Origin of the sequence: Streptacidiphilus sp. EB129 (assembly GCF_041262645.1) — a bacterium.
Classification (GTDB): domain Bacteria; phylum Actinomycetota; class Actinomycetes; order Streptomycetales; family Streptomycetaceae; genus Streptacidiphilus.
In genome coordinates, this window is sequence record NZ_JBGCCS010000031.1 from 47,038 (window position 1) to 59,632 (window position 12,595).

11 protein-coding genes are annotated in these 12,595 nt (G+C 73.8%); 4 read left to right on the forward strand and 7 right to left on the reverse strand.

The features are described from left to right. Positions 1-62 precede the first annotated feature (62 nt). A complete protein-coding gene (locus tag ABH925_RS29210) occupies positions 63-428 on the forward strand; it encodes an SHOCT domain-containing protein (protein WP_370152675.1) in 366 nt (121 codons plus the stop codon). A gap of 27 nt (positions 429-455) precedes the next feature. On the opposite strand, the gene ABH925_RS29215 is transcribed toward ABH925_RS29210, so the two are convergent. Continuing rightward, complete coding sequence (locus tag ABH925_RS29215) at positions 456-1,052, reverse strand: ATP-binding protein (RefSeq protein ID WP_370152677.1); 597 nt, start codon at positions 1,050-1,052, stop codon at positions 456-458. Positions 1,053-1,339: 287 nt separating this feature from the next. Here ABH925_RS29215 and ABH925_RS29220 point away from each other — a divergent pair, with 287 nt between their 5' ends. Further along, on the forward strand, positions 1,340-2,437 hold the full coding sequence (locus ABH925_RS29220) for a PLP-dependent cysteine synthase family protein (RefSeq protein ID WP_370152679.1): 1,098 nt from the start codon (positions 1,340-1,342) through the stop codon (positions 2,435-2,437). 62 nt (positions 2,438-2,499) lie between these two features. On the opposite strand, the gene ABH925_RS29225 is transcribed toward ABH925_RS29220, so the two are convergent. The 3 genes from ABH925_RS29225 to ABH925_RS29235 form a co-directional block, all read right to left on the reverse strand. Beyond that, positions 2,500-3,045, reverse strand: coding sequence for an SRPBCC family protein (locus tag ABH925_RS29225; protein ID WP_370152681.1), 546 nt, complete (start codon positions 3,043-3,045; stop codon positions 2,500-2,502). A gap of 123 nt (positions 3,046-3,168) precedes the next feature. Continuing rightward, entirely contained in the window at positions 3,169-4,005 is an 837-nt protein-coding gene (locus tag ABH925_RS29230) for a DeoR/GlpR family DNA-binding transcription regulator (protein ID WP_370152682.1), read from the reverse strand. Between the two features lie 112 nt (positions 4,006-4,117). Continuing rightward, positions 4,118-4,981 (reverse strand): alpha/beta fold hydrolase, encoded by an 864-nt coding sequence (locus tag ABH925_RS29235; protein ID WP_370152684.1) that lies wholly within the window; start codon positions 4,979-4,981, stop codon positions 4,118-4,120. Positions 4,982-5,067: 86 nt separating this feature from the next. Between ABH925_RS29235 and ABH925_RS29240 the strand changes: the two genes are divergently transcribed. Together ABH925_RS29240 and ABH925_RS29245 are read left to right on the forward strand one after the other, a co-directional pair. Then, positions 5,068-5,643, forward strand: a complete 576-nt coding sequence (locus ABH925_RS29240) for an ABATE domain-containing protein (RefSeq protein WP_370152685.1) — start codon at positions 5,068-5,070, stop codon at positions 5,641-5,643. Between the two features lie 189 nt (positions 5,644-5,832). Further along, entirely contained in the window at positions 5,833-8,184 is a 2,352-nt protein-coding gene (locus ABH925_RS29245) for a hypothetical protein (RefSeq protein ID WP_370152687.1), read from the forward strand. On the opposite strand, the gene ABH925_RS29250 is transcribed toward ABH925_RS29245, so the two are convergent. From ABH925_RS29250 to ABH925_RS29260, 3 genes are all read right to left on the reverse strand, one after another. Then, positions 8,147-10,762 (reverse strand): right-handed parallel beta-helix repeat-containing protein, encoded by a 2,616-nt coding sequence (locus ABH925_RS29250; protein ID WP_370152740.1) that lies wholly within the window; start codon positions 10,760-10,762, stop codon positions 8,147-8,149. The two genes, ABH925_RS29245 and ABH925_RS29250, sit on opposite strands and share 38 nt — an antisense overlap. Before the next feature lie 178 nt (positions 10,763-10,940). Then, positions 10,941-11,801: an MOSC domain-containing protein gene (locus ABH925_RS29255; RefSeq protein ID WP_370152689.1), complete on the reverse strand. Its 861-nt coding sequence runs from the start codon at positions 11,799-11,801 to the stop codon at positions 10,941-10,943. Positions 11,802-12,013: 212 nt separating this feature from the next. Beyond that, entirely contained in the window at positions 12,014-12,529 is a 516-nt protein-coding gene (locus ABH925_RS29260; RefSeq protein ID WP_370152690.1) for a DUF6643 family protein, read from the reverse strand. Positions 12,530-12,595: the final 66 nt, after the last annotated feature.

Consider the following 12,595-nt stretch of genomic DNA (forward strand, 5'->3'; position numbering starts at 1 on the left):
GCGTGGGGCGATTCTCGTAGTGGGCCGCGAAGGTCGCAGCCCGCACGGACGAGGAGCCCGACATGAACGCAACTCTCCTGGCCGACGGCTGGCACGGCGGGCCGGGCCCGTGGATCCTGCTGGTGCCGCTGTTCTGGTTCACCGCAGTGATGGTGATCCGCCGGGTCGTCTTCCGGGCCGGCGGCTTCCGCCGGGGCCCCGGGGCTTCCGGCGCCGCCGGAACCCCTCCGTGGGCCGGCCGCGCGCCCTGGGCCGGCTACGGGCCGCAGGCCTCCGGGCCGGCACCCGCGCCGTCCCCGATCGAGACGCTCAACCGGCGCTACGCCGAGGGGGCCATCGACGAGTTCGAGTACCGCGAGCGCTACGACCTGCTGGCCGGGGCCGGCAACCCGCCGGTGACCGACCAGCCCACGGACGGCAAGCGCTGAGCGCCGTGTTCGGCTCCGCCGTCGGCGTCAGACCCTGACCCGTACCGGGATCCGCCCCCGCTCGTCCGCCTTCTCCGGCGGGGGCGGGGGCGTCCGCCATTCCGACGGCAGCGTGGCCAGCCGCAGCGGTTCGGAGGCCGCGATCCCGTTCGCGTGGTCGACCTCGACGGCGGCCTCGGCCTCCGCGGCGGTCCCTGGCCCGGACCCGGGCTCGTCCGGGTAGGGCTCGGCCGGCATCTCGCTGCTCTGCAGCGCGAACCAGACCACCTTGCCGGACTCCTCCGGCTGCGCGCCCCACTCCTTGCTCAGCGCCGCGACCAGCGCGAGGCCCCGCCCGGTCGGCTCGTCCTCGGGCGGGGCCAGCAGCCGGGGGAGGGTGGGGCTGCTGTCGTGGACCTCGCAGCGCAGGAAGCCGTCGACGGCGGTCAGCCGCAGCCGGCACTCCGCGAGCGGTCCGACATGCCGGTGCACGTTCCCCAGCAGCTCGGTCACTCCGAGCAGGGCCTGGTCCACCAGGTCCGGGAGGTTCCAGTGACGCAGATGCGCCGTGACAATCCTTCGGACCACCGTGAACCGCTGCGGTTCGGCGGTAAGACACAGTTCGTAATGCCTGTCGGACTCCATCACGCGTCGACTCCTCCGCTGCGCAGAGTTACCACGAGGATACGATCAGAGACATGTCCAGAATCACCCGATCAGTGCGTATCCGCAACGCGCGGGCGACCCCGGTCCATGCTGCACGCATGTTCGGCGCTGCGTAACCGCGCCAACGCGTTGAGTTGTGGAACATCCGCCCCCGGATGGCAGGTGCCGGCGATTTCCAGCCACCGCCCGCCGGTTACGATGCGCGGGAGTACAGGCCCGTGGCGGCGACAGGGACCGCAGGGCGACCGAGGGAGCAGCGCAGCCTTATGAAGACCGTGGACGTGGACCGCAGCGACGCCGAGTACCGGGCCTGGCTGAAAGAGGCTGTCCGCAAGGTTCAGGCCGACGCCAACCGCTCCGCCGACACCCATCTGCTGCGGTTCCCGCTGCCCGAGGAGTGGGGCATCGACCTCTATCTCAAGGACGAGTCGACGCACATCACCGGCAGCCTCAAGCACCGGCTGGCGCGTTCGCTGTTCCTCTACGCCCTGTGCAACGGCTGGGTCCGGCCCGGCAAGCCGGTGGTGGAGGCGTCCAGCGGCTCCACCGCGGTCTCCGAGGCGTACTTCGCCAAGCTGATCGGGGTGCCCTTCATCGCGGTCATGCCGCGCACCACCAGCTGCGAGAAGATCAGCCTCATCGAGGCCCAGGGCGGCAGCTGCCACCTGGTCGACGACACCCGCACGCTGTACGAGGTCTCGGCGCGGCTCGCGGAGGAGTCCGGCGGCCACTACATGGACCAGTTCACCTATGCCGAGCGGGCCACCGACTGGCGCGGCAACAACAACATCGCCGAGTCGATCTACGCCCAGCTGCGGCTGGAGCGCTACCCCGTCCCGGCCTGGATCGTGGCCACGGCCGGCACCGGCGGCACCTCGGCCACCCTGGCCCGGTACGTGCACTACGTCCAGGCGGACACCCTGATCTGCGTGGCCGACCCGGAGAACTCCTGCTTCTTTGACGGCTGGGTCAGCGGCGACCTGGACGTGACCTGCGAGAAGGGCTCCCGGATCGAGGGCATCGGCCGCCCCCGGATGGAGCCCAGCTTCATCCCCGGGGCGATCGACCGGATGATGAAGGTCCCGGACGCCGCCTCCATCGCGGCGGCGCGCGCCCTCGCCGCGGTCATCGGCCGCAAGCCGGGTGCCTCCACCGGTACCGGCCTGTGGAGCGCCTTCACGATCATCGCGCAGATGCTCGCGGCCGGTGAGCGCGGCAGTGTGGTCACCCTGCTCTGCGACCCGGGCGACCGCTACCTCGACAAGTACTACTCCGACGCGTGGCTCGCCGAGCAGGGCCTCGACATCGCCCCGTACGCGACGGTCCTCGACGAGTTCCTCGGCAGCGGGACCTGGACCGGCTGACGGTCCCTCACAACGGCGGGCGCGTGCGGGGGCGCGCGGACGGGACGGCAGGCGGGGTCGGGTCAGCTGCCGCCAACGCCGCTGCCGCCAACGCCGCTGCCGCCAACGCCGCTGCTGACGCCGTTGCCGCAGCGGGCGTCCAGGCGGCGGGCGGCGATCCGGACGGAGCGGGACACGCCGGGGCGGATCGCCGTCAGCAGCAGGCCGACGCTCAGCGGCGTCTCGACGGCGATGGTGAAGCGGAGCGCGGTGCCGCCGTCCGGAGCCGGGCTGAGCAGCCACTCCTCCGCCCAGGCCCGGACCGAGGGGACGTTGACCTGCTCGACCCGGTAGACGAAGCGCCGGGGCGGGTCGCAGACCAGCACGCTCTCGACGAGCCGGACACCACCGCGCAGCGCGACGGCGCGGCCGGCGCCGACGCCGTGCGGCGGCGGGCCGGTGTAGCGGGCGGAGCGTATCTCGCGGAACCACTGCGGCCAGGTCGAGGCGTCCTCGGTCAGCTCCTGGAACACCGCTTCCGGCTCCGCCCGCAGCCGCGCGGTGCTGACCAGCCGGACCGGGGCGTGCTCCAGGAAGTCCGGGGTCACCGGACGCAGTACGTTCACCATCGCGCACCTTCGGGGATCTGGACCTCGTCTGGGTCCGCGCAGTCTAGTTGACGATCTGTCAGTTAGACAGGCCGTCAGTTCGCCCGCCCTCGGGACGGCGGGCCCGTCAGCCGGGCGCGTCGGTCACTCGGGCAGCGGGGCGGCGCCGCCGCGGGCGTCGGCGATGATGACCTGGCGGACCTGCTCGGAGACCGCGGAGCGGATCTCCAGCGGCAGGCCGACATCGGTGACCAGGGTGTCGACTTCGGTCAGCGCGGCGAAGGTGGACAGGCCCACGGTGCCCCACTTGGTGTGGTCGGCCACCGCCACCACCCGGCGCGCGGAGGCGACGAAGCTGCGGTTGGTCTCGGCCTCGGCCAGGTTCGGGGTGGACAGTCCGGCCTCCAGGGAGATGCCGTGGCAGCCCAGGAACAGCAGGTCGAAGTGGAGCGAGCGGATGGCCCGGTCGGCGATCGGGCCGACCAGGGAGTCCGAGGGGGTGCGCACCCCGCCGGTCAGCACCACCGTCGCCGCGTGCGCCGCCGCCGCGCCGTGCCGCAGCGCGTGCTCGAACACGTCGGCGACCCGGACCGAGTTGGTGACCACGGTCAGGCCCTCGACCTGGACCAGGTGGTGCGCCAGCGCGTAGGTCGTGGTGCCGCCGGACAGGGCCACCGCGCTGCCGGGGGTGACCAGGGCGGCCGCCTCCCGGGCGATGTCCTCCTTGGCGGTCAGCTCCAGCGCCGACTTGGCCTCGAAGCCGGGCTCGTGGGTGCTGGCCTCCAGTACCGGCACGGCACCGCCGTGGACCTTCTCCACCATCCCCTGCCGGGCGAGCGCGTCCAGGTCCCGACGGACCGTCATGTCCGACACGCTCAGCCGCCGGGTCAGCTCGTTGACCCGGACCCCGCCGCGCCGCCGCACCTCGTCCAGGATCAGGGCTCGCCGTTGCTCCGCCAGGAGATTGCTGTTCTCGGCCACCCTCGTCCTCTCACCACTCCGCTGCGTCGGGGCCATCCTTGCATGTGCGGGCGGCGCGAACCATCGCCCGACCGTCCTCCGGACGAGCCGGGCCGCCGCGGGCGGCGGCCGGTCAGATGCGGTCGAGGAAGGCGGCGATCAGCGGGGCGATCTCGGGCAGCTTGTCCTCCAGTGCGAAGTGCCCGGTGTCGAGGACGTGCAGCTCGGCGTCCGGAAGGTCGCGCAGGTAGGCGTGCGCGCCGGGCTCGGGGAAGAAGGCGTCGTTGCGGCCCCAGACGATCAGCGCCGGCGGCTGGTGCTTGCGCAGCCACTCCTGCCAGAGCGGGTAGAGCTCCAGGTTGGAGTGGTAGTCGAGGGCCAGTGCGACCTGGGCGTCCTTGCGTCCGGGCAGGTCGAGGAAGTGCTGGTCCAGGGTCCAGCCGTCCGGCGCGACGAGCGCCGGGTCGGCGGTGCCGCCCTCGTACTGGCTCCGGGTGACCGGCAGGACCAGGAACTCCCGCACCCGCTCGGCGGCCCCCTCGACGCCCGGACGGTTGGCGGTCATGCCCCGGGCGAGGTCCGACAGGCCCACCTCGTAGGCGTTCGCGTTCTGGACGACCAGGCCGGCGATCCACTCCGGGTGCCGGGTGGCGAGCCGGAGGCCGACCGGGCCACCGAAGTCGAAGGTGTAGATCGAGAAGCGGGTGAGGCCCAGTGCCCGCACGAAGCCCTCGGTCACGTCGGCGAGGCGCTCGAAGGAGTACTCGAAGTCCTCCGGCGCCTCGGTGTGCCCGAAGCCCGGATAGTCCGGGGCGATCAGCCGGTAGCGCGTGCCCAGGACCTCCATCAGCCGCCTGAACTGGTGTGACGCGGAGGGGAAGCCGTGCAGCAGTAGCAGGGTCGGCGCGTCGGCCGGGCCCGCCTCGCGGTAGAAGACCCGCACTCCGTCGACGTCGACGAAGCGGTGCGCGACCTGGACGATCTCCGGTGCAGCCATGTCACATGCCTCCTTGTGGTGATGATGCATTAGTACTATCTCCTGAGCCCTCTAATGTGTCAACGTCCTGAGTTACCATTAGTGCCATGGAGATGGTCCCCCTGGCCGGAGAGCCGCTCGCGCTGGATCTGATCAACACGAGGTTCGGCACGCCCGAGGGCGCGCTCGACCTGCTGGCCACCGCCGAGGGCTTCGGCGCCTGGCTCGCCGCCGAGGCGGGCCGGCTCACGCCCCCGGGCGGCGGCGGGGTCGCCGACGCGGTCGACCTCGGCGCGTTGCGCGCGCTGCGCGATCAGGTCGCCGAGGCCGTCGCGCACGCCAGTACCGGCACGCCCCCGCCGGCGTCCACGCTGCTCGCGCTCACCGAGGCCCAGCGCGGGGCGCCCGGCCATCGCGAACTGGCCTGGGTGGACGGCGCGGTGGTCGCCAGGCCGCGTCGCGGCGGCGACCCCACCGCGGTGCTGCTGGCCGAACTCGCCGAGGCGGCGGCCGACCTGCTGACCTCCCCGGCGGTCACCTCGGTGCGGTGCTGCGAGGGGCCGGACTGCACCCTGCTGTTCCTGCCCGCCCACCCGCGGCGCCGCTGGTGCTCGCCCGCCCTGTGCGGGAACCGGGTCCGCGTCGCCCGCTACTACCAGCGGCACAAGGACCAGCCCCGCTGACGGCGCACGCCGCGCCGGCCGACCGCTCCCACCCGTCGCTATTGCCCCAGTGACCACCCCATCGGGTGGTTTTCACCTGTTCCTGTCCGAGTTGATGCGTGTCGCCCCGGAACGCGCGACGATATCCGGACAACACACCGCGCGTCGCGCGGCACCACCGCACGGGCAGCAGCGGGCAGGGGGGTGGCCATGCCGAACGAGTACGCACCGGCGTCGCCGGACGGAGCGGACCAGGGACTCTCGTTGGAGCTCCTGGTGCACGGGGTCGGCGGGACCACCCCCGAGGTGATGCTCGACGATCCGCACCTGCAGCAGATCACCGGGGACGCCGTGGCCGGAACCTACCGGCGCTCGGAGGACGCGGACGCCGAGCAGCACCCGGAGCGCTACGCGGGCGGCGCGGTCGAGGAGGCGTACTCCTGGGGCGGGCTGACCTCCGGAGCGGCCGGCCGGGCGCTGTGGCTGCTGCTGCTCCCGTTCATGCTCGCCAACCTGGCCCACTGGACCCGCCCGGCCGCGCCCCGCACGGCCCGTGCGCAGCGCCCCTACGACCTGCTGGTGCGGCTGGTCGCGCTGAGCCTGACCGTGCTGCTCACCGCGGCCGCCTGCGAGGTGGCGCTGGACCTGACGGCCTGGCAGTGCGCCGGCACCGCCGGCTGCGCCGCGCACCACTCCTGGCTGGGCTTCCTCGCCGCCGACCACGGCGGCTGGTGGAGCGAACCGGGCCGTCGGCTCGCGCTGGCCGCCGCCGTGCCGACCGCGCTGGTGGCGCTGCTGTGGTGGCTGTCCCGACTCACCTGGAGCAGCTACGAGGCCCAGCGCCCCGCCGCCGACCCGGGTCTGAGGGTGGATCTGCCGCCGATGGAGATGCCCGGATTCTGGTACGGCATGGCCCAGGTCCGCCGCCTGCGGACGGTCCACGTCGCGGCCGGGCTGCTCACCGTGGCCCTCGCGGTACTGCTGCCGACGCTGGCCCGGGACCGCTCCAGCGGCGGCGGCACCGTCCTCGCGGTCATCGGCTGGATCCTGCTCGGGCTGCTGGTGCTGCCGGCGGCCGGTGCCCTGGTCGCGCTGGTGGCCGGCGACCGCCAGGAGGAGCAGCAGGACGACCGGGCCGACCCGCTCGCGCTGCGGATACTGCACTGGGCCGCGCTCGCGGTGCTGCTGCTGGTGGTCCTCTACGCGGGCTGGTCCAGGGACAGTTGGCGCACCGGCGGCCGGCTGCCCGGCGCGGGCGGCACCTTCGCGGCGCTGTGCCTGCTGCAACTGATGCTGGTACTGCTGCTGGCCGGTGCCGCGCTGCTGCTGCGCGGCCACGGCACCCCGCCGCCGCGGTCGCGGGACCCGATCACCGTCCCCGGCCCGGACCGGCCGCCCGCCGACGGGGACCTGCGCTTCGGCGGCCCGGACGGCCCCGCCCTGCACGGCCTGGCCGGACCGGCCACGGCCATGCTCGGCATCGGCCTGGGCAATCTGTTCACCGCCGGGGCGACGGTCTGGGCGGCGCAGTGGCTGATGGGCACCGGCACCCTCGGGGTCACCCTGCCCGGCCCGCCGCTGCTGCTCACCTGGCACAGCACCGGGGTGCCGCTGCTCGCCGTGCTGCTGGTGCCGCCGCTGCTGCTGCTCGCGGTCCGGATGCTCCGTCAGCAGCACTCCCTGGAGCCCGAGGTGAACCAGGCGTACGAGACCGGGACGCACTCCAGTGCCACCCGCACCGCGCAGATCGCCGGGGCGCTGGCCCGGGCCCGGCTCACCGACGCCGGTCCGGTGCTGGTCGGCGGCCTCGCGCTGCTGGCCTTCCTGCTCGCCGCGACCGCGCTGGCCGGGGCGCTGGCCAGTGGCCGGACCCCGGCGCTGGCCGCGCAGGGAGCCCCGACCGCGGTCTCGTACGCGGCGACCACGCTGCAGTCCCTCGGCGGCTGGCTGGTCGGCGCGTTCGCGCTGGCCCTGGTCGGGCTCGGCCGGGCCGCCTACAGCCAGGTCGGCACCCGCCGTACCGTGGGCGTGTGCTGGGACATCGGCACCTTCTGGCCGCGCGCGGCGCACCCCTTCGCGCCGCCCTGCTACGCCGAGCGCGCGGTCCCCGACCTGGAGTGGCGGATCCGCACCTGGCTGAACGGGGACCCGGCCCGGCGGCTGGTGCTGTCCGGTCACTCCCAGGGCACCGTGCTCGCGGCGGCCGTCGTCTGGCAGCTGGACCCGGGGACCCGGGCCCGGGTGGCGCTGCTGACCTACGGCTGTCCGCTGCGCCGCCTGTACGGGCGGTTCTTCCCGGCGTTCATGGGCCCGGACGACCTGGGCAGACTGCACGGCTACGCCCCGCGCTGGCGCAACCTGTTCCGGGTCACCGACCCGATCGGCGGCCCGGTCCGGGTCGCGGTGCCCGCACCGAGCGTGGACGCGCTGCCGCTGGTCGACCCGCTCGCCTACGACCGGGACGCGGCGCATCCGCTGCCCGTCCCGATCCGGGCGCACAAGGACTACCGGCTCGACCCCCGCTTCATCGAGGAGCGGGACGCCCTGCTCCGTCAGCTGTAGCCCCGGCCACCACCGATGCCCCGGCGCCGCCCGACACCCCGGCACCCGCAGCCACCCCGGCACCTGCGGCCACCCCGGCACCTGCCGCCACGACGGCGGGTGCCGGGGGCGGGGGAGGGGCGCCGGGCAGGTCCTGCGGCAGCAGCAGCTGCAACTGCTCGGTGGTCACCTCGGCGACCTGGGCCAGCCGTACCGCATGGCGTTCGATCATCGTCTCGAACACCTGGCGGGCGGTGCGGCCGTTGCCGAAGGACGGGCCCTTGGGGATCACCGCGTAGTGCTCCAGCAGTGCCGCCGCGGTCTCCTCCGCCAGCTGGTACTCGTGCTCGGCGGCCTGCCGCCGGGTGATCTCCAGCAGCTCGGGGGCGGAGTAGTCGGCGAAGGTGACGGTCCGCGAGAACCGGGACGCCACCCCGGGGTTGGCGCTCAGGAAGCGCTCCATCTCGGCGGTGTAGCCGGCCACGATGACCACCACCTCGTCGCGGTGGTCCTCCATCAGCTTCACCAGGGTGTCGATGGCCTCCCGGCCGAAGTCGCGGCCGCCGTCCTCCGGCGCCAGCGCATAGGCCTCGTCGATGAAGAGCACCCCGCCCAGCGAGCGCTGGAACACCTCGGAGGTGCGCAGCGCGGTCGAGCCGACGTGCTCGCCGACCAGATCCAGCCGGGCCACCTCGACCAGGTGCCCGCGCTGCAGCACGCCCAGCGCCGCCAGGATCTCCCCGTAGAGCCGGGCCACCGTGGTCTTGCCGGTGCCGGGGGAGCCGGTGAACACCAGGTGCCGGCGCAGCGAGGGGGCCTTCAGCCCGGCCTGCTGCCGCCGCCGTCCCACCGAGATCAGGTCGATCAGGGTGCGCACCTCCTGCTTGACGGTCTCCAGGCCGATCAGCGAGTCGAGTTCGGCCAGCGCCACCTCGGCCGGACGGCAGTCCGGCAGCGGCGCGATCTGCGGCCGCGCGTCCACCAGCGGCTCGCTGCGGGGCTGCGGCAGAGCCGGGCCGGAGGCGGCCGGAGGCGCGGCCTGTTGCCAGGCCGAGGCGGTCGAGGTGGCCCGGGCCGGAGCGGCCGCGGCCGGTGCGGCGGCCCTGGCGTCGTCCGACACGCAGCCCTCCGCCACCGGGCCCGCCTCGGAGAACTCGAAGCCGCCGCGGGCGTTCTGCTCCGCGCGGCAGCGGGTCAGCACGGTGCGGCAGCCGTCGATCACATGGAACCCGAAGCCCTTGCCCTGGACGGCGGTGCACTCCTCGAAGGTGCCCCGCCCGCCCGCCGAGACGTACACGCCGGCCTCGGCGCTGCCGCGCACCGTGCAGCGGCGCAGCACCGGGTCGGCGCCCTTGGTGGCGATCACCCCGGTGGCCACGTCGGCGACCTCGCAGCCGGTCAGCAGCCCACCGCTGCCGTGGTCGCGGAACCACAGGCCGGTGTTGGCGTCCTGCACCCGGACCTGGTCGAGCCGGACCGTGGCACCGTCGCTGACCGACACGGCCGTGTTGCGGACCTGGGTGAACGCGCAGTCCACCGCCTCCGCCGTGGAGCCCCGGTCCAGGACGAACAGCGCGTCGGGCACATCGTGGACGCGGCAGTCGGTCAGCTTCACCTGGGCGCCGTCGCTGACCCACACCGCCGGATAGTCGCCGGTGCTGTCACGGATCTCGCAGCCCTCCGCGTCCACCCGGGTGCCGGCGTCCCACACCGAGAGCCCGTTGCGGCCGAAGGAGCGCAGGGTGCTCCGACGCAGCGTCAGCGCGCTGCGGCCGCGCAGGTCGGCGCCGTTCTCCGGGATGTCGTGCAGCCGGCTGCCGGTGAGCTCCAGCAGCGCCTCGGTGTCCAGCGCCAGGCCGTTGTCGGTGACCCGGTGCACGCTGCACTCCAGCAGCCGGCCCACCGCGCGGTCCTCGGCCTGCACGCCGTTGCCGTTGATCTCGTAGATCTCGCAGCCGACCGCGTCGACCACGCTGCCGGCGCCGGTGAGCACCAGGCCCGCCCCCGTTGCGTGGTGCACCCGGCAGCGCTCAAGACGCGCGCTCGCCCCGGCCCTGACGACCACTCCGGCCTGCCCGGCGGCGACCACCTCGCAGTCCTCGAAGACGGCGGCGGCGTCCGGCTGTCCCGCAGCTCCCGCAGCTGCTGCGCCCTCGGTGACCCGGATCCCGATGCCGCCCGCGTTGTCGACCGAGCAGCGCCGGACCGTGGGCTGGGCCTCGCCCAGCACCTCGATGCCCACCGAGGACCGGGTGACGATCCGACAGTCCGTCAGCTCGCCCTGGCCCGCGGCGATCAGCACCGCCGGGGCGGAGCCGTCCTGGCCCTCCAGCACCAGCCCCTGCACCACGGCGGACGCCAGCACGGTCAGCGCGGTGCCGGCCGCCGGCTCGATCCGCACCGAGCCGAGGCCCTCCGCCGCCCGCAGCGTCAGCGACTTGTCGACCCGTACGTTCTCGCGGAAGACACCGGGCCCTATGGTCACCGTGTCCCCGGACTCGGCGGCGGCCAGCGCCTCCGCCATCGTCGTGTACTCGCCGGACCGCCGCCGCCACCGCGAGGCTCCGTCCAGCGTCACCCGCACCACGCCTGCGCCCATGGAGATGTGCCGCCCCCAGCTTCCTAGTGGTGCCCGGTCCGCCCACGGTACTGCGTCTGGCACCCGGTTACGCCCCTCTCCCCATCCCAACGAGCCGGACGCCGTTCGGTAGCCGTCGCCCGCCCTGTCCTTCCCGCCGTGCTCCCCGGGACCCCGCCGGCCGCGCCGGCCGGGTGCGTCAGCGCGGAACCGGCAGCGGTCCCTGCTCCAGCACCGTGACCCGGTCGCTGACCTGCAGCGATCCGAGTTCACCCACGGGGGTGAGGTGCATGCCGAAGGCCAGCGACTTGCCGAAGCGGCGGTGCCTGGCCAGCGACAGCAGCGGCTCGGGGCCGCGCCGCTCACCGGTGGCCGGGTCCAGCGTGGTGATCACGCAGCGTCCGCACTGCTGCTCGACCCGGAACTCGGTCCCGCCGATCCGCAGCCGCCGCCAGCCGGTCTCGGCCCAGGCCTCGGCCCCGCTGACGACCACGTTCGGCCGGAACCGGCCCATCGGCAGGGCCTGGCCCTTGACCGGGTCGTCCGGGTGCTCGCCCGCGATCAGCTCGTTCAGCGCGGCCAGTGACTCGGGCGTGGTCAGCAGCAGCGGATAGGCGTCCGCCAGGCTGGTGGGAACCGGCATCGGCCGGTGGCCCGGGTCGTCCAGGTGGACCAGGCGCAGGTCGGCGCCGAGAAGCCGGCTGAACCAGGCGGCCGCCTCCGGTCCGGCGTCCACGGCCTTGAAGGGGACGCCGAACACCGACACCGGCACCAGCGTCCCGCTCGGCGCGGACACGTCGAGGTGGGTCCGCTCCGGGTCCGCCGGGAACAGGTCGGGCCGGTCGGCCGCGCTCACCCGCAGGTCCAGGCCGTGCCGCAGCTGGGCGCCGATCTGCCCCAGCCGGGGGTCCTCGCGCTGCGAGACCATCGTGCCCTCGGCGTCCACCAGCATCCAGCGGCGGTCGCCGGCGAGGCCCCAGGGCTCGACGGCGGCCGTGGTCAACGGCACCGGAGCGAAGGACTTCACGGGATGGATCACGAGATCGGTGAGGAGGAGCATGTGCCCATCGTGCCAAACCTGCTGCGTCGCCGATGCCGCCGCAGGGCGAATTGGGCGGAATGCCGGGATGGTTCCTGATCGTGTTCGCGGTATGCCGAGGGCCGACCGGTGTGTACCGGTCGGCCCTCGATGACCTGGTGCTGTGCTGACCTTCGTCCCCCGACGAGTGCGACCTCCGGCCACCCGCCCCCCGCGGTGTGGTCGGAACGGTCTCAGAAGCCCTGGTAGCCGCCGCGCTGCTGCTGGTAGGGCGGGTACTGCTCCTGGTAGCCGCCCTGCGCCGGGGCGGCCGGGCGCAGCGGCGTCACCGGGGCCATCGGCGCCATCGGGCGCTGGTACACCGGGTTCGGCTGCTGCTGGCTGCCGTACTGCTCCGGGTAGCGCTGGCCGGGCATCGCCGCCTGCTGCGGGATGTGCGGCGGGGTCGCGTACTGGGGCTGGCTCGGCATGCCGTAGCCGGGGCTGCTCGGACCGGGACCCAGCGCGAGGCGCGGGGCCGGCAGTGCCGGCAGGTTGCTGCCGTAGCCGCCGCCGTAGCCCGGGGCGAAGGAACTGGAGCCGCCGTAGCCGTAGCCGCTGTCGTACGCGGGCGGCAGTGCGGCCGGGACGTTGATCGGAGCGATCTGGGGGACTCCCCGCTCAGCCACCAGGCTGTCGTAGATCGGGGTGTCCGAGGCAAAGGACGGGGCGTAGTAGCCAACTCCGTCGTAAGCACGAGGGGAGGTCATGACGCATACGGTAAGCCCACAATGTGCCTGCTGAGGAGAGTGGAACGCGAGCGATTTGAAGCGTTC